Consider the following 16,709-nt stretch of genomic DNA (forward strand, 5'->3'; position numbering starts at 1 on the left):
GCGATCCGCCGCGGCGTCTTCACCAGCGTGAAAGACCTCAACGCGAAGATCCGCCAATTCGTCACCGGCTGGAACGACCGCAAACACGCCTTCGTCTGGACCAAAACCGCCGACGACATCCTCAAGAAAGCGAACCGTCAACCAACTTCAGAAACGCGACACTAGTATTGACACTCGGTCGTCGCGCGTCAGCCGCGGCCTGGTCGCGCTGCGCGCGTATCCCTCAATCGTGGAACGGATCTGGCTATGGACATCGCGGGTAAGCACATCGTCGTGATCGGCGGTGCCGGTTTCATCGGCAGCCACGTCGTCGAGGAGCTCATGTCGACCGACGCCGATCGCATCACCATCTACGACAACTTCGCCCGCGGCAAGCGTTCGAACATCGCGCACATGCTCACCGACCCCCGCGTGTCGGTCTTCCCCGACGGCGGCGACGTGCGCGAGATCGACGTGCTCAACAAGGCACTCTCCGACGCCGACGGCGTCATCGATCTCGCGGCGATGTGGCTTCTGCACTGCAAGGACTACCCGCGCACCGCCTTCGACGTGAACATCGCGGGCACCTTCAATGTCCTCGAGGCGTGCGTCAACAACGACATCGAGCGACTCGTCTGGTCGAGCTCCGCGAGCGTCTACGGCGACGCCGTCACCGTGCCGATGACGGAGGAGCACCCGTTCAACAACCGCAACTTCTACGGCGCCACGAAGATCGCGGGCGAAGCGATGGCCCGCGCGTTCTTCGACCGCTACGGCCTGAGCTACGTCGGCCTGCGCTACATGAACGTCTACGGACCTCACCAGGACCAAACCGCCGTGTACACCGGCGTGATCCCGATCATGCTCAACAAGATCGACGCCAACGAGGCTCCTGTCATCAATGGCGACGGGTCGCAGGCATACGACTTCGTCACCGCGCGCGATGTCGCACGCTGCAACGTGCTCGCATTGCAGAGCGATGTGGCTGACGAGTTCTACAACGTCGGCACGGGGGTGCAGACGAGCATTCGCGAACTGTGCGATCTCATCCTCGAGCTGCGCGGCTCCGACCTCAAGGTCGAGTACCGACCGTACAGTGCGGAAGACAGCCGCCGCATGGTGCAGAACCGCATCGGCTCCACCGACAAGGCGGAGCGCGACTTCGGTTTCGCTTATCAGGATTCGCTGCGCGACGGACTGCAGGCGCTCATCGACTGGCGCAAGTCCAACCCCGGCAACGAGTGAGCTACGCGGGCGTCGCAACTCGCGAGGAGGGATAGCACATGTGCGGCATCGCCGGCATCGTCGACCTCGCGGGCGACGCGATTTCGCCGGTCCTCCTGCAGTCGATGACCGACGCGCTCGCGCATCGCGGTCCCGACGGGGAGGGCCACTGGATCAAGGAGAACGTCGGCATCGGCCACCGCCGGCTGGCCATCATCGACCTCTCGCCGCTCGGCCACCAGCCGATGGTCTCCGCCGACTCCCGGTACGTGCTCACGTACAACGGGATGGTCTACAACCATCGTGAGCTGCGCGCCGAGCTAGAGGCGCACGGGCACCGCTTCCGCGGCTCGAGCGACACCGAGGTCGTGCTCAACGCCCTCATCGAGTGGGGCCCCGACGCGCTCCTGCGTTTCAACGGGATGCTCGCGATCGGCTTCTACGACTCGGTCGAGCGTCGCCTCCTCGTCGCGCGTGATCGCTACGGCATCAAACCGCTCTATGTGAGCCACCAGGGTCACACGTTCTCGTTCGGCTCGGAGCAGAAGGCGATCCTGGCTCGCACCGACTTCTCACGTCGGCTCGACACGACGGCGCTCATGGAGTACTTCACGTTCCAGAACATCCTCTCGGAGCGCACCCTCCTGCACGACATCGAGCTGCTACCCGCCGGCAGCTACGGCGTGCTCGACCTCAAGTCGTCGTCTCCGCGCCTCACGATCACGCGGTACTGGGACTTCGACTTCCGCGAGGAGTCTCCCGAGGCGAGCCACGAAGAGTACGTCGAGGAGCTCGAGAGACTCTTCCGGCAGGCTGTCAACCGTCAGCTCCTGAGTGACGTCGAGGTGGGTAGCTACCTCAGCGGCGGTATGGACAGTGGCTCGATCACTGCGGTCGCGGCGGGTTCGTTCCCCGGGATGAAGACGTTCACCTGCGGATTCGACCTCAGCAGTGCCTCGGGGATGGAGCTCGCGTTCGACGAGCGCGCCGTCGCGGAGGCGATGTCCGCGGCCTTCAAGACCGAGCAATACGAGATCGTGCTGAAGTCCGGCGACATGGAGCGCTCCTTCTCGGCACTCACGCACCACCTCGAGGAGCCCCGCGTCGGGCAGAGCTACCCCAACTACTACGCGGCTCAACTCGCGAGCAAGTTCGTCAAGGTCGTCCTCTCGGGTGCCGGCGGCGATGAGCTGTTCGGCGGCTATCCGTGGCGGTACTACCGGGCGACCAACGCGCTCAACTTCGAGGACTACGTCGACAGCTATTTCGACTACTGGCAGCGCCTCACGTCGCCCGACGAGTTGAAGGCGCTCACCTCGCCCATCCGCGGGCAGGTCGCCGACGTGTCGACGCGCGACATCTTCCGCGGCGTCTACCCGGCCGAGCCGGAAGCACCTCAGCGTCCCGAGGACTACATCAACCACTCGCTCTACTTCGAGGCGAAGACCTTCCTCCACGGCTTGCTCGTCGTCGAGGACAAGATCTCCATGGCCCACGGGCTCGAGGGGCGTGTGCCGTTCCTTGACAACGACCTGGTCGACTTCGCGATGCGCGTACCGGTGAAGTACAAGCTCAACAACCTCGCCGAAGTCGTGCGGCTCAATGAGAACGAGACGGGCGCCAAGCCCGACAAGTTCTTCCAGCGCACGAAGGACGGCAAGCAGATCCTCCGGGAAGCGATGAGCCGCATCATTCCCGATGACGTCACCGGCCGCGCCAAGCAAGGCTTCTCATCGCCGGATGCGAGCTGGTTCCGTGGCGAGAGCATCGACTTCGTGCGTCGCCAGCTCGGCAGCGCGAGCCCCCTCTATGACGTGCTCGACGAGAGCGCGGTGCGGACGGTGCTCGAGGCACACCTCTCCGGCAGCGAGAACCGACGCCTGCTCGTCTGGGGCTTGCTGAGCGTGCATGAATGGCTCTCGCAGGTTCGCCCGTCCTCGTGACGAACTGCCACCCTTCTCGCGCGACGACGACGGAGTTCCCATGAGAGTCCGCCACTTCGGCAATACGGCGAACAATGCCGTCCACAACGTGCTCCTGCTCGATCACTTCCAGGGGATCGAGTCCGAGCTTCCGATTCGGATGTACGGCATCGACCACGCGATTTCGGCTCCGGCCTGGGAGCTGGCGGACTTTGACGTACCCGACGCGGAGTGGGTGGCGAAGCCTGACTGGACGCTCTTCCCTGAGGCAGCCGCCGTCAATGCCGCGTACTCAGACCTGCCGAACGTGTCCCTGCCGGCCGCTGGCGATGCGCCCTCTCACGCAGCGGCGTCTCCGGCCACGCGACTTGTCATGGCCGCTCGGACGAGGCTGTTCGGGCCGCTGCGCGGAAAGGCCTGGGCTCGGCCGCTGGTCGAGGTGCGGGATCGTCGCGCGCTGGCGCGCCGACCCGTGCTCGCCGAGCAGGCCGGACACGTCAACGTGGTCTACGGGTCCCCCTCATTGATTCTCGAACAGATCCCGAAGGTCCCGTCACGGACGGTCTGCCTCGAACACGGCACGATCCGTTGGGTGGCCGACGGGAGTCGCGCCGAGAAGGCTTTCCGAGACGCCTACCGTCAGCAAGTGCAACGGTCCATGCACCTGTGGGTCACGAACCTCGATCCGCGCACGTTGGAGGTCGCGGAGGACCTCATGCCTGGGCGCTGGTCAGCGTTCCCTCACCCTTTCCTTCCCGATCCGCGCGTGCCCTTTCCGGAATCGTCGACTCAACGTGACGCACTGCTACGAGCGTCGCGTTCCCAGTTCCTCGTACTGCTCCCGGCAAGCCAGAACTGGAGCAAGGAGCACGACAAGGGCTCTATGACGGCGCTGCGCGCATACGTCGAGCTGCGCCGTCGGGGGGTAGATGTCGGACTCATTGCGATCGAGTGGGGACACCAGCTCGCCGAGTCGCGAACGTACCTGGAGCAGGCCGGAGTGGGTGCGAATGTCGTCTGGCTCCCGCCGCTGGCTAGGTTCCCGTTGCAGCGGATGATGGCGAATGTTGATGTCGTTTGGGATCAGTTCGGCCTCGAAGTCTTCGGAGCCCTCGCCCTTCGGGCGGTCGAGCAGGGCGCCCCGCTCGTCAGCAGTGGGCTGACGCGGATCGGCGAACAGTTCATTGGGGGTCCGGTCCCCTGGCGGGCGGCGGGTTCGACCGACGAGATTGTGCACGAGACGACTCAGGTGCTCGAGCAGATCGCCCGCGATGGGCGGGCCTCGGTTGTCGCGTCGACCCGAGACCGGTATCGCGCCTGGCTGTTCGAACGCCACCCACCCGCCGTCACGGCTGCCCTCCAGCACGATCTCTATGCTGCAATCCTCGACGGGTCGTTCCGATCTGGTAGCGCGGCGACCGACGCATGGCCGCAGTGGATCGACGCGGCCGATTTGAAGGACGCGTGACCGGGTGATGCAGCTTCGGCATTTCGGCAACACGGCGAACAACGCCTACTACAACGCATTGCTCCTCGGGCAGTATGCCGACATCCCATCGCAGCTCCCGATTCGGATGTTCGGGCTCGAGCACGCGATTTCCGCGCCAGCCTGGGAGTCGGCCGACTTCGAGGTTCCGGGCGCCGAATGGGTGCACCGACCCGACTGGTCGACAGTGCCGGGGGCAGTCGCCGTCAACTCGAAGTTCACCGACCTCACAGCTCCGTCCGCCGCCGGTGATGTCGCCCCACAGTCCGGGGGTCGCGGGCTGAGCGGGCACATGATGTCCGTGGCGCGCGCGATCCTCCTCCCGCTCTACGGGAAGCGCTGGGCACAGCCGATCTTCGATGCGTCGTATCGGATGGTCCTCGCTCGGCGCCCCAGGCTCAGCCCGATTTCGGGTGTCGTCGATGTGTTGTACGGTGCTGACTCGCTGATCCACCTGAAGGTGCCGCCGAACCCGCGCACGACGGCCTACCTGGAGCATGGGACCGTTCGGTGGATCGCGGACGGCGGGCGGGAATCCGCGGTTCTCCGAAAGGCCTACCGGAAGCAGATCGAAGAAGCGATGCAGCTCTGGGTGACCAATCTCGACCCCCGCACCATCGAGATCGCCGAAGAAGTTGCCCCGGGTCGATGGACCGCGCTGCCCCACCCCTACACCCTCGATGACCGAGTACCGTTCGCCGGGTCGGCGCCACGCCGAAAAGCGATCCTGGAGCAGACGAGTTCGTCGAGTCTGGTGCTTCTGCCGTCGAGTCAGAACTGGAGCAAGCACCACGACAAGGGCTCGAAGAAGGCTCTCACGGCGTTCGTCGAGCTGCGCCGCTCCGGCGTCGACGTCGGGCTGGTGGCCGTCGAATGGGGACTCCAGCTGGCTGAGTCGCGGTCTTTCCTGGAGGAAGCCGGGGTTGGAGGGAAAGTGGCGTGGGTCCCGCCGATGGCGAGGTTGTCGCTTCAGCGGATGATGGCCGACGTCGATGTCGTGTGGGACCAGTTCGGGCTCGACGCGTTCGGCGCGCTCGCGCTTCGCGCTGTAGAACAGGGAACGCCGCTGGTCAGCAGGGGCCTCGCGCCGATCGGTGAGCAGCTCATCGGCGGCCCGGTGCCCTGGCACCACGCGGCGACCACGGAGGAGATCGTGCGTCAGACGACGGGCGTACTGCGCGACATCGCGGAGCGAGGGCGCGACGTCGTGATCGGCGAGACCCGGTCCCGGTATCGAGCGTGGCTTCTCGAGCGGCATTCGCCGGAACTCACGGCGCAACTCCAGAGCGAGGTCTACGCGAGGATGGCAGAGGGCACGTTCGAACGCGGCGTCGCCTCGCCCGACCAGTGGGCGAGACTGCTTCAGCAGTCCCCGTGAGAGGAGATCGATTCCCATGAAGACGGCACTGGTGACCGGAGCGGCCGGCTTGCTCGGCCGGGCAACTGTCGACGCCCTCGCCGACGACGGCGTGGAAGTCCACGCCGTGGTCCGCGACCCCAGCCAAGGATTCCGCGACGACGTCCGATTCGTCTCAGCCGACCTGTCGCAGCCTTTAGCCGAGTCGGCGCTGCCCACCAGGATGGACGCGGTCTTCCACCTAGCACAGGCGCGGGAGTTCCGAGACTTTCCGGGCGCGGCGCCCGCCGTTTTCGCCATCAACGTGGCCTCGACCGCCTTCTTGTTGGATTACGCGACCCGGAGCGGCGTGACCAACTTCGTCTACGCTTCGTCGGGCGGTGTCTACCGCGGGGCGGCAGGCACCGAGCTCACCGAAGACTCGCCGCTGCACGAGCCCGCTGATCTCGGTTTCTACCTCGCGACCAAGCTGTCGAGCGAGGCGCTCGTCGGCAGCTACGGCGCCCAATTCTCGACCGCCGCCCTGCGCTACTTCTTCATCTACGGGCCTGCACAGAGTCGCTCGATGCTCATTCCCCGCCTCTACGATCGGGTGCGCAACGGCGAAGCGCTCGGTCTGCAGGGGCCGGACGGGATGCGGATCAACCCCGTCCACGCGTCCGACGCGGCCGCCGCCACGATCGCGGCGGCAAAGCTCGAGGGTCGGGTGACGGTCAATGTCGCGGGTCCCGAGACGGTCTCGCTGCGTGACATCGGTGAACTCTTCGGAAGCGACTCCGGGCTGGAGCCCGTCTTCGACCACAGCGACGGCGCCCCGGCCGACCTCATCGCATCCACCGAACGGATGGGCGAACTCCTCCGACCCCCGTCGATCACGTTGCGCGAAGCTCTGCCTGACATCCGCGACTGATGCGCGTCCTCCATCTCCCCACCGCAGTCGGGGGCGGCCCGTCCGGACTCAGTCGGCAGTTGCGGCTGCAGGGGATCGAATCCCAGGTATGGACGATCGACCAGGACTACCTGAACTATCCCGTCGATCGGGTCCTGACCGAGCCCCAGGAACCCGTGCTGCGTCAGATGCTCACGGCGCTGCGGGCGGGAACCTACGTGTTCGGCCGATGGGATGCCGTCCACTACAACTACGGCAGCACGTTGTTCTCCAACGGGGGCAAGCTGCTTTCCCGCCGCGGTTCCGGTGGAAGCGCCGCGGGGCGGCTCTTGGCTCGCGCGCTTGGAGTGGTGGCGGGCGTGTTGCAACGCGCGGAGCTCGCCGTGCTCCGCGCTCGCCGCATCCCTGTCTTCGTCCACTACCAGGGGGACGACGCGCGTCAGGGAGACTACTCGCTTCAGCACTTCGACATCAGCATCGCCACCCAGGTTCCCCCGGGGTACTACACCGCCGAGAGCGACGCGTGGAAACGCCGCCAGATCACGCTGATGGGCAGACACGCCTTCGCGATCTACGCGGTGAACCCCGACCTCCTCAACGTCTTGCCCGCGTCGGCTGAGTTCGTACCTTACGGTCACGTCGCGGTGAGCGAGTGGGAGCCGCGGTACACCCAGGAGGAGCACGAGCGGCTCGTCTTCGCCCATGCGCCCAGCAACCGCGCCGTCAAGGGCACCGATCTCATCGTGAGGGCGCTCTCCGAGCTAGCGTCGGAAGGTTACGCGTTCGAGCTCGACCTCATCGAGGGCGTGAGCAACGCCGAGGCCCTCGCCCGCTACCGGAACGCTGACGTCGTGATCGACCAGCTCTATGCCGGTTGGTATGGGGGAGTCGCCGTCGAGGCGATGGCCCTCGGAAAGCCCGTGGTGGTCTACCTCCGAGAGTCGGACTTCCGATTCCTCCCCGCCGAGATGGCCGACGACCTCCCGTTCTTCCGCGCCACACCGACCACGGTCAAGGACGCGCTGCGGGAGATCCTCGTGCAGCCGCGCGCGCAACTCGTGGCTCGCGCGCGACAGAGTCGGGCGTTCGTCGAACGGTGGCACGATCCGGTGGCGATCACCTCGAAGATCGCGAACGACTATCGTCGAGCGCGGGCGATTCACGAGCGGAAGAACGGTAAATAGTGGGCACCACACGCGTCACGATTGTCGGCGGCGGGATCCTCGGTCTCTCGCTCGCGCACCACCTTTCGTCGACCGGTTTCGCGGTGACGCTCCTGGAGAAGGAACCCACCTGGGCGGCCCATCAGACCGGTCACAACTCCGGCGTCATTCATGCCGGCCCGTACTACAAGCCCGGATCGCTGAAGGCGCGCATGTGTCTCGCCGGCAACCGCTCGATGACCGCTTTCGCTCGGGAGCACGGCATCCCGTACGAGACCGTCGGCAAACTCATCGTGGCGACCTCCGAGAGCGAAATTCCGCGACTCGATGCACTCGCCGAACGGGCGACCGCGAACGGCGTGACATGTCGGCTCATCTCCATGGAGGAAGCACGCGAGTACGAACCGCATCTCGGCGGCCTCAAGGTTCTCCGGGTCGAGAACACCGGAATCGTCGACTACCGCGCGGTCTCGGCGAAGTTCGCCGAGCTTGCGACCGCGAACGGCGCGAATCTGGTGTCCGGTACGCGAGCACGCGGCATCCGTAGCTCTGATCAGGGAGTCACCGTCGAGCACGATCTCGGCCAGGAGTCGTCGGACTTGCTGATCAACGCCGCAGGGCTGCACAGTGACACCGTTGCTCGCATGGCCGGGATCGCTCCGGGCGTGCGCATCGTGCCCTTCCGAGGGGAGTACTACGAGCTTGCGCCGCAGAGCCAGAATCTCGTGCGCGGCCTGATCTATCCCGTCCCCGATCCGGAGATGCCGTTCCTGGGAGTGCACCTCACCCGAATGATCGACGGGACGGTTCATGCGGGCCCGAATGCCGTTCTGGCGCTCGCCCGGGAAGGCTACCGTTGGTCCGACATCTCGCCGCGGGATGTCTTCGGGACCGTCACTTTTCCGGGGTTCCTCAAGCTCGCAGCCGGAAACGTGCGAACGGGCGCCCAGGAGGTCCTCCGGTCGTTCTCCAAGCGACGCTTCGCCCGCGATCTTGCCCGGCTCGTGCCCGAGATCACCCCTGCCGATCTCGTGCGGTCTGGCGCCGGGGTCCGCGCGCAGGCCATCGGTCGCGACGGCAAGCTCATCGATGACTTCTCGATCCACCAGACGCAGAATCAGATCCACATCCTCAATGCACCGTCGCCGGCTGCGACGAGCGCACTGGAGATTGCGCGGCACATCGCGCAGCTCGTCGTGTCGCCGAGAACCCGGTAGCGGTCGATCGGTTTCGGAGGCGCGCGGCTCACTAGAGGCGGTCGACGGGTGGCAAGTGTCAGGATGGAGTACCTGACGCGGGGGCGTCAGATCGATCGGCGGAGTCGTCATGATTCGAAGTACCACCAGCAGACGCGAGCCACTCTCGTGGGTGCGTGGCGTGACGAGCCGTCTTCTGGCGGCAGCGATGCTGGCCACAGCAGTGAGCGCGGTCGCTCCGGTGGCGCCGGTTCAGGCGATCTCCGGGAGCGACTTTATACCCGGCGCGATTATCAGCGACACGTTGTTCTACGACGCCGATGCGATGTCGGAATCGGAGATTCAGCAGTTCCTCACCGCGAAGGGGAGCGGGTTGGCGCACATGACGTTCACCGTCGCCAGCCGACCGCGGTCGATCTCGCAAGACACCGGGAACGTAAAGTGCGAGGCCTTTCAGGGAGGCGAGTGGCTTCCTGCGGCGACCATCATCTTCCGAGCGCAATCGTCGTGCGGTATCAGCGCCAAGGTAATTCTCGTGACGCTCCAGAAAGAGCAAGGGCTCATCACGAAGAGCGCGCCGTCGCAGTCGGCGCTCGACCGCGCGATGGGCTACGCGTGCCCGGATACGGCGCCGTGTGCGCCGTCGACTCTGGGTTTCGGAAACCAGGTCTACTCGGGAGCGCTGCAGCTCAATACCTATAAGGCCAGCCGATTCGGTCGTCAGCCTGGCTCGCATGCGATCCAGTGGCACCCCAACGCCGCCTGCGGAAGCACGACGGTCTACATCCAGAACTACGCGACGGCCGCGCTCTACAACTACACGCCGTACCAGCCGAACGCTGCCGCGCTCGCTAATCTCGGCGGAACCGGAGACAGCTGCTCTTCGTACGGAAACCGGAACTTTTGGCGCTTCTACAACGCGTGGTTCGGCGACACGCTGGCACTGTCCGAGCCACATCCCGTCACCGGTCCGAGTATCGCGGGATCGAGTGCCGTCGGCTCGACGATGACGGCCCAGACCGGACCGTGGACAGGTTCTCCGAGTTTCGGTTTCGTCTGGATGAGCTGCACCAGCCGCCCCCTCGTGATCTTCGATGGCGTTCCGAGCGGGTGCACCGCGATTTCCGGGGCGACATCACAGACTTACACGACGGTGGCCGTCGATGCGGGGAGATTCATCGCGATACTCGTCACCGGAACGAATCAGTACGGGTCGATGACGGCAGGTGGCGTCTTCCCCGTCGCGGTCGGCCACCCCGTGAACCTCACGCCGCCGACGGTTTCGGGTGTTGCCACGGTGGGGTCGACGTGGACGGTTGATGTCGGGACGTGGGCGGGGACGCCGACGCCGACGATGGCGATTCACTGGCTCCGCTGCACCCAGCCGATGAACGTGATCTACACGGTGGTGCCGTCGGGGTGTGTGGTGATCAGCGGAGCGACGGCCACGACGTACGTGTCGACGCAGACGGATGTGGGTAGGTATCTGACGGCGCAGGTTGCGGGCAACAGTCCGCTCGGCTTCGCTCTCGCCGGGGCGGTGAGCACGATACCGGTGGGATTCCCGACGAATACGGTGTTGCCGACGGTGTCGGGTGCGGCGCCGATCGGGTCGACGTGGACGGTGGATGTCGGAACGTGGACGGGTTCTCCGGCGCCGACGATGGCGATTCATTGGTTGCGCTGCGATCAGCCGGTGAGTGCGACGTATACGTTCGTGCCGTCGGGGTGTGTGGTGATCAGTGGGGCGACGGCGACGACGTATGTGTCGAAGGCGGCAGACGGGGGTAAGTATCTGACGGCGCAGGTCGCAGGCAACAGCCCGCTCGGGTTCTCGCTGGCCGGCGCCGTCAACACGGTCGCGACGCATTCGGCGTTCCCGGCGAATACAGTGTTGCCGACGGTGTCGGGTGCGGCGCCGATCGGGTCGACGTGGACGGTGGATGTCGGAACGTGGACGGGTTCTCCAGCGCCGACGATGGCGATTCATTGGTTGCGTTGCAATCAGCCGGTGAGTGCGACGTATACGTTCGTGCCGTCGGGGTGTGTGGTGATCAGTGGGGCGACGGCGACGACGTATGTGTCGAAGGCGGCAGACGGGGGTAAGTATCTGACCGCGCAGGTCGCAGGCAACAGCCCGCTCGGGTTCTCAATCGCCGGAGCGATCAACACACTCGCCACGACCCCGTGATCCGAGCTGTCGAGTTGGCCGGATCACACCAGCCGATTGCGAAGTGAGCGCAGGATGATCTGTTTGGAAGCCACATCGTCCGCAAGCTCGACCAACTCGAGCATGCCGTCACCGGTCGCGATGATCGGGTTACCGTCAACCGCGTAACACACCTGGCCGGGAACAGCCAAGAAGTCGTGGTCCGGGACGTGGACGCGCGCTCGGTGGATCGCGATCTCCTCGCCCGACTCTAACCGGGTCAACGCGCCGCCAAAGGGTGCGGCAGAGGCGCGCACGAGTCGAAGGATCCGTTCGGCGGTGTCGCCCCAATTGATTCTCGAGTCTTCTGGCTTGCGAGGGTAAACCCGCAACGGCCGTATCGACGGATCCTGCGGCCGAAGCTCGAGGGTGCCATCAACGACCCGGTCGAGAGTCTCCACGAGAGCGGCTGGTATCTGCTCGTCGAGCCACGCGTACAGGGTGGAGATGTCGTCCTCGGGTGCTATCGGTCGTCGGCGCTTCAGTGCGATCGGGCCGGCATCGAGCTCCTCGACCATCCTGTGCACGGTCAGGACCGCCTCGCTTTCCCCGGCGAGAATAGCCCAGTTGAGGCACGCGTTGCCGCGGAACCGGGGGAGGTCGCCGGGATGGGCGTTGAACACCCCGTGCGCGAACCGTTCCAGAAACGGCTGTCTCAGTACCGTCACCCAATTGACTGACAGGCAGACATCGGCGGTGAGATCGAGGCCCGAGATGCGCGGGTCGGCGAAGAAGGGAGTGCCGTGGGTGCTGGCGAATGCCTGGAACTCCGTGACGCCGGCGCGGGCCTCCGGAGACGATGGAGCCGTACAGATGAAGCTGATCTCGTGGCCTCGCTCGAGGACGAGATGAGCGGTATCGAGAAGCCAGGCTGTTCGGCCGATCAGTCCCACTCTCACAGCAGCTCCTCGAAGGACAGGGGCCGTGCGGTCGAATTCAGTACCGCGTGAAGGTAGTCCGCGGTGCCCGGTCCGCGTTCCCGAAGCGCAAGCGCATCGTCTCGCTCCGCTTCATGCAGGTGACCCGGACCCAGCCGACCCTTGAGCAACATATAGGCGTCCTCGCGACTCGAGTTCAGCGCGACATGGATCGGGTGGAAGTCGAGCACGTCGATCGGCGCAACAGGACGATACACGGTCCAGTCCTGATTCGGGTCGTCGAACGCCAGATCGTCCTCCCAGTTGTAGTTCAAGCGCCGTATCCTTTTGCCTCGCGAGTGCCACGCGGTCCATGCGGTATGCGGCGAGCCGTAGGTGAGCAGGCTGAGGTCATGCTCGATCTGCGGGGACTCGGCCAGGATTGCCTCGAACAGAGTCGTACTTTGTACGAGCGAATGAGTCCGCATGACTCGAGCGTCGGGAGCGAGAGCGAGCACCGTCTCCATGACTCCCCTCGGTTCGGCCCCGTGACTCGACCCCGGAAGAAAGTTCGGGTGGATGCCGATTTCGTGACCGCGCGCAGCGATCTCGCGGAGTATCTCGCTACGGTGGGTGACGAAGAAGGTAGCCGGGACCGAGTGCGCTGCCAACGACTCCAGGACATCAGCGACCGCCCAGTCGGGAGCCCAATCGATGTCGAACGTCAGGTGGTAGCTGCCAGGGGGGGAGTCATCCCTCATGAGGTCGAGCCGCGTGTCGAACCCCGGGGTCGGACGCCGCGCACGGTGATTCCGTAGTCGTCGACAAGGCTGTGCACGACCCGGAGGCCCTCGGCGGCGAACCACCCCTCGACTTCCTCGAGCGTGTGTCGAGTCGCGAGCTGCGGGTGGTACCAGTCGTAGTTGATGGCGGCGTTCGCCTCGACGTCCATCGCGGGATTCCAGAAGGCCTTCGCGAAGAAGTGGTAAATGAACCTTTGGATGTCGTAGGTTCCGGCGGAGATTCCCAGAACTTTGACGTCGGGGACTTCGATCTTGACGTCAAGGTCGGAGAGAGCCCGGCCCAGCTCCGTGACCGCGCGCATCGCGTCCATCGCGTCGGGGTACGGAAGCTGGGAGATTCGGCTCCTCACCAGGTCGTCGGTGTACTCCCGGACCGGGGGCTTGACCTTATAGACATAGACGGCGATCTCACCCTCGTCCGAGAGGAGGCTCGCCACATTGCGGAAGGCCCCGGCGGCATCGCCGGTGTGGTGGAGAACTTCTTGGCAGTAGATGAGATCGAACTCGCCCAGGCCCGACAGGTCACCGAGAAGGTCGCGCTTTTCGAAACGGATGTTGCGTTCGCCCGCGAGATTCTCCGCCGCGACATCAGAGGCGGTGAGGTCGATCCCCACCACTTCGGCATCCTCGGGCGCGTAGCGACGTAGCAGGGCGGTGACTCGACCGTTTCCGCACCCTGCATCGAGAATACGGCGCCGCCCACCCAGCCACGTTGTGAGGGCCGCGAGGTCGTCGATGCCGTTTCGGGTCAATATCCAGCGTTGAATATCGGATGCTTCGTCGAGCGTCTCGTCGAAGGCAAGTCGGCGATTGTTGTGCCACTTCTCGCTGAAGCTCTTCGCAGTCTGGTCTTTGTCGTTCAAGATCCGAATCCGATCGAAGGCCCGGGGCGCATCAGGCACTCCGGGTCAGTCGTCGCTCGACTCCGTCGGTCACCATCTGCTCGGCGATTTCGACCACCCGAGTGCCTTCGTCAAAACTGACGATTCCCGCTGTGGATCCGCTGAGAATGGCGTCGCGGAAGGCCTCGTGTTCGACTCGTAGGGGTTCTCGGCGGTCCAGTGCAAAGCGGGTCATGTCTCCCTCGGAAACGCCACGGAAGGAGGCTGGATCCCAGGACACCTGAATCCTGCCGTTCTCGAAGTAGGAGAGATCTGCCGTAAGCGTGTCGGCGACCAGGGTGCCGTTCTCGCCAGAGATCACGGTGACGCGCTCTTTGAAGGGCGTCAGCCAGTTCACGATGTGTGAGGTGATCGCCCCTCCGGCCAGCGTGCCGACCGCGACGACCATGTCTTCGTGGGGCCGACCCGAGCGGTGCGCGGTGCGGGCGTTGACCGAGATGAACTCCTGCTGAGCGACCCAGGCGGTGAGGTCGATGTCGTGGCTGGCGAGATCTTTGATCACGCCGACATCGGCGATCCGGCCGGGGAACGGGCTCTGACGTCGAGTCGCGATCTGGTAGATCTCTCCGATCAGGCCGTCCTCGATCTTCTGGCGAGCCACCTGGAGAGCCGGGTTGTATCGCTCGATGTGGCCGACGCCACCCACGAGTCCCTTCGCCGCGAACAGATCCCGCAGCACGCGCGCTTCCTCGGCGGTCGAGGCAACCGGCTTCTCGATCAGCGCGTGGATGCCGGCCTCGGCGAGTTGGCGCCCCACGTCGAGGTGGTAGACCGTGGGTGCGGCGACAACGGCGTAGTCGATACCGAGGGCGATGAGGTCGTCGACCTCCGCGACGACGGGTCGACCGTCGACGGTCTTCGGCGCGGTGGGTGCAGGGTCGGCGACACCGACGAACTCGACGCCTTCGAGGTCGCTCAGCACGCGCCCGTGATTGCGGCCCATCACCCCGAGTCCGACGAGACCGGCACGGAGAGTCATCACGCACCCGCCTGTGCGACGGCATTCACAGCGGTGACGACCCGCTCGAGGTCGCCCGGCGACAACGACGGGTGCACCGGCAGCGATACGACCTCGCGCGCGGCGCGTTCGGTCTCGGCAAGGTCCAGGCCCGGGGCGAACGACGCGAGCGACGGTAGGCGGTGGTTGGGGATCGGGTAGTACACCCCGCTGCCGACCTGGTGTTCTTCGCGGAGGGCCTTCACGAAGCCGTCTCGGTCGTCGGTGACGCGCACCGTGTACTGGTGGTAGACGTGCACCGCGCCCGCGGCGACGGGGGGCACCACCACGCCCGCGAGGTTCGCGTCGAGGAAAGCGGCGTTGCTCTGTCGGGCCGCCGTCCAGGCATCCACCTTGGTGAGCTGCACGCGGCCGATGGCGGCGTGGATGTCGGTCATGCGCGCGTTGAAGCCGACCAGCTCGTTCTCGTACTGCTTCTCCATGCCCTGGTTGCGCAGCAGCCGCACGGCCCGCGCAATCGTGTCGTTGGCGCAGGTCACCATGCCGCCTTCGCCGCTGGTCATGTTCTTGGTGGGGTAGAGGCTGAACATCGTGAAGTCACCGAAGGTGCCGACCGGTTTGCCGTCGAGCGCCGCGCCGTGAGCCTGGGCGGCATCCTCGTAGAGCGCGACGCCGTGCTTCTCGGCGATCGCGGCGAGTTCGCGCATCCGGGCCGGGTGACCGTAGAGGTGCACGGGCATGATGCCCTTGGTCTTCGGGGTGATCGCCGCTTCGACCGACGCCGGGTCGAGCGTGAAGGTGTCGGGTTCGATGTCGGCGAACACCGGGATGCCGCCCGCCAGAGCGACCGAGTTTCCGGTCGCCGCGAAGGTGAACGACGGCACGATGACCTCGTCGCCCGCGCCGACACCCGCGGCGAGGAGTCCCAGGTGCAGGCCCGACGTGCCGGAGTTGACCGCGACAGTGGGGCGGCCTTCGACGAAGTGCGCCGAGAACTCGGTCTCGAAGGCGGCAACCTCCGGCCCTTGCGCGACCATTCCGGTGCGCATGACGCGCGTGACGGCCTCGATCTCGTCTTCGCCGATGATCGGTTTGGCCGGAGGGATGAAGTCGTTCATGCGTGTGCCTCTCTCAGAGCGCCGTCGTTCTCGATGTAGCGCTCGCGGGTTTGTGGGCAGACCCACTCGCCGACATCGCCGGCTTGGAGGGGTACGCCGGCTTTGCCGACCCAGCCCACGCGGCGCGCCGGGCTGCCGACGACGAGTGCGAAGTCGGGCACGTCCTTGACGACCACAGCGCCGGAGCCGACGAGTGCCCAGCGCCCGATCGTCACCGGGGCGACGCAGGTAGCACTCGCGCCGATCGAAGCACCCTCGCCGATGGTCACTCCGACGGGCTCCCAGTCGTGGGCCGACTTGATCGAGCCGTCGGCGTTGATGGCGCGGGGAAAGTGGTCGTTGGTGAGCACGACGGCGGGACCGATGAAGACGCCGTTCGCGAGCTTCGCGGGCTCGTAGACGAGCGCGTAGTTCTGCACCTTGCAGTTGTCACCGAGCTCGACTGCGCTGCCGATGTAGGCGCCCCGGCCGATGATGCAGTTCTCGCCGAGTCGGGCATCTTCGCGCACCTGGGCGTAGTGCCAGACTTTGGAGCCTTCGCCGATCACCGCGGAGTCGGCGACGTCAGCGGTCGGATGCGCAAAGGACACCCGACCCATGTTAGTCAGTCGCCCGCCCGGCTCCCGATGCTCGAAGAATGGTGCTC

The 16,709-nt window shown here is 65.6% G+C and carries 14 protein-coding genes; 8 read left to right on the plus strand and 6 right to left on the minus strand.

All coding sequences use genetic code 11. The annotated features are described in order from the left end of the window. Positions 1-246 precede the first annotated feature (246 nt). The 8 genes from WBL06_RS02090 to WBL06_RS02125 all read left to right on the plus strand — a co-directional run bounded on the left by WBL06_RS02090 (position 247) and on the right by WBL06_RS02125 (position 11,407). Positions 247-1,224: an NAD-dependent epimerase/dehydratase family protein gene (locus WBL06_RS02090; protein ID WP_424454319.1), complete on the plus strand. Its 978-nt coding sequence runs from the start codon at positions 247-249 to the stop codon at positions 1,222-1,224. A 38-nt stretch (positions 1,225-1,262) separates the two neighbouring features. Next, entirely contained in the window at positions 1,263-3,146 is a 1,884-nt protein-coding gene (gene asnB / locus WBL06_RS02095; RefSeq protein WP_424454320.1) for an asparagine synthase (glutamine-hydrolyzing), read from the plus strand. A gap of 40 nt (positions 3,147-3,186) precedes the next feature. Next, positions 3,187-4,593, plus strand: coding sequence for a hypothetical protein (locus WBL06_RS02100; protein WP_424454321.1), 1,407 nt, complete (start codon positions 3,187-3,189; stop codon positions 4,591-4,593). A 4-nt stretch (positions 4,594-4,597) separates the two neighbouring features. Next, entirely contained in the window at positions 4,598-5,989 is a 1,392-nt protein-coding gene (locus WBL06_RS02105; protein WP_424454322.1) for a hypothetical protein, read from the plus strand. 16 nt (positions 5,990-6,005) lie between these two features. After that, positions 6,006-6,878 (plus strand): NAD-dependent epimerase/dehydratase family protein, encoded by an 873-nt coding sequence (locus tag WBL06_RS02110; protein ID WP_424454323.1) that lies wholly within the window; start codon positions 6,006-6,008, stop codon positions 6,876-6,878. Beyond that, entirely contained in the window at positions 6,878-8,041 is a 1,164-nt protein-coding gene (locus WBL06_RS02115; protein WP_424454324.1) for a glycosyltransferase, read from the plus strand. The genes WBL06_RS02110 and WBL06_RS02115 overlap by 1 nt, the downstream gene beginning before the upstream one ends. Further along, positions 8,041-9,237, plus strand: a complete 1,197-nt coding sequence (gene lhgO / locus WBL06_RS02120) for an L-2-hydroxyglutarate oxidase (protein WP_424454325.1) — start codon at positions 8,041-8,043, stop codon at positions 9,235-9,237. Before WBL06_RS02115 ends, lhgO begins: the two co-directional genes overlap by 1 nt. Positions 9,238-9,397: 160 nt before the next feature. Beyond that, positions 9,398-11,407 carry a hypothetical protein gene (locus WBL06_RS02125; RefSeq protein WP_424454326.1) on the plus strand — a complete coding sequence of 670 codons (2,010 nt, stop codon included), beginning with the start codon at positions 9,398-9,400 and terminating at the stop codon, positions 11,405-11,407. Between the two features lie 23 nt (positions 11,408-11,430). Here WBL06_RS02125 and WBL06_RS02130 read toward each other — a convergent pair whose 3' ends face one another. From WBL06_RS02130 to WBL06_RS02155, 6 genes are read right to left on the minus strand one after another with little or no spacing between them, the layout of a single operon-like run. Beyond that, positions 11,431-12,318 (minus strand): methionyl-tRNA formyltransferase, encoded by an 888-nt coding sequence (locus tag WBL06_RS02130; RefSeq protein ID WP_424454327.1) that lies wholly within the window; start codon positions 12,316-12,318, stop codon positions 11,431-11,433. Between the two features lie 2 nt (positions 12,319-12,320). Beyond that, positions 12,321-13,043 (minus strand): polysaccharide deacetylase family protein, encoded by a 723-nt coding sequence (locus tag WBL06_RS02135; RefSeq protein ID WP_424454328.1) that lies wholly within the window; start codon positions 13,041-13,043, stop codon positions 12,321-12,323. Then, on the minus strand, positions 13,040-13,948 hold the full coding sequence (locus tag WBL06_RS02140) for a class I SAM-dependent methyltransferase (protein WP_424454329.1): 909 nt from the start codon (positions 13,946-13,948) through the stop codon (positions 13,040-13,042). Before WBL06_RS02140 ends, WBL06_RS02135 begins: the two co-directional genes overlap by 4 nt. A 31-nt stretch (positions 13,949-13,979) precedes the next feature. Further along, positions 13,980-14,966, minus strand: a complete 987-nt coding sequence (locus WBL06_RS02145; protein WP_424454330.1) for a Gfo/Idh/MocA family protein — start codon at positions 14,964-14,966, stop codon at positions 13,980-13,982. Then, complete coding sequence (locus WBL06_RS02150) at positions 14,966-16,063, minus strand: DegT/DnrJ/EryC1/StrS family aminotransferase (protein ID WP_424454331.1); 1,098 nt, start codon at positions 16,061-16,063, stop codon at positions 14,966-14,968. The genes WBL06_RS02145 and WBL06_RS02150 overlap by 1 nt, the downstream gene beginning before the upstream one ends. Further along, entirely contained in the window at positions 16,060-16,653 is a 594-nt protein-coding gene (locus WBL06_RS02155) for an acyltransferase (protein ID WP_424454332.1), read from the minus strand. Before WBL06_RS02155 ends, WBL06_RS02150 begins: the two co-directional genes overlap by 4 nt. Between the last annotated feature and the right edge of the window lie 56 nt (positions 16,654-16,709).

This window comes from Pseudolysinimonas sp. (assembly GCF_049651805.1).
Lineage (GTDB): Bacteria > Actinomycetota > Actinomycetes > Actinomycetales > Microbacteriaceae > Pseudolysinimonas_A.

Bases quoted from the DNA above. Each gene is read 5' to 3' on its own strand.
- WBL06_RS02090 (WP_424454319.1), top strand. From the start codon at position 247: ATGGACATCGCGGGTAAGCACATCGTCGTGATCGGCGGTGCCGGTTTC.
- asnB (WP_424454320.1), top strand. From the start codon at position 1,263: ATGTGCGGCATCGCCGGCATCGTCGACCTCGCGGGCGACGCGATTTCG.
- WBL06_RS02100 (WP_424454321.1), top strand. From the start codon at position 3,187: ATGAGAGTCCGCCACTTCGGCAATACGGCGAACAATGCCGTCCACAAC.
- WBL06_RS02110 (WP_424454323.1), top strand. From the start codon at position 6,006: ATGAAGACGGCACTGGTGACCGGAGCGGCCGGCTTGCTCGGCCGGGCA.
- WBL06_RS02115 (WP_424454324.1), top strand. From the start codon at position 6,878: ATGCGCGTCCTCCATCTCCCCACCGCAGTCGGGGGCGGCCCGTCCGGA.
- WBL06_RS02135 (WP_424454328.1), bottom strand. From the start codon at position 13,043: ATGAGGGATGACTCCCCCCCTGGCAGCTACCACCTGACGTTCGACATC.
- WBL06_RS02145 (WP_424454330.1), bottom strand. From the start codon at position 14,966: ATGACTCTCCGTGCCGGTCTCGTCGGACTCGGGGTGATGGGCCGCAAT.
- WBL06_RS02150 (WP_424454331.1), bottom strand. From the start codon at position 16,063: ATGAACGACTTCATCCCTCCGGCCAAACCGATCATCGGCGAAGACGAG.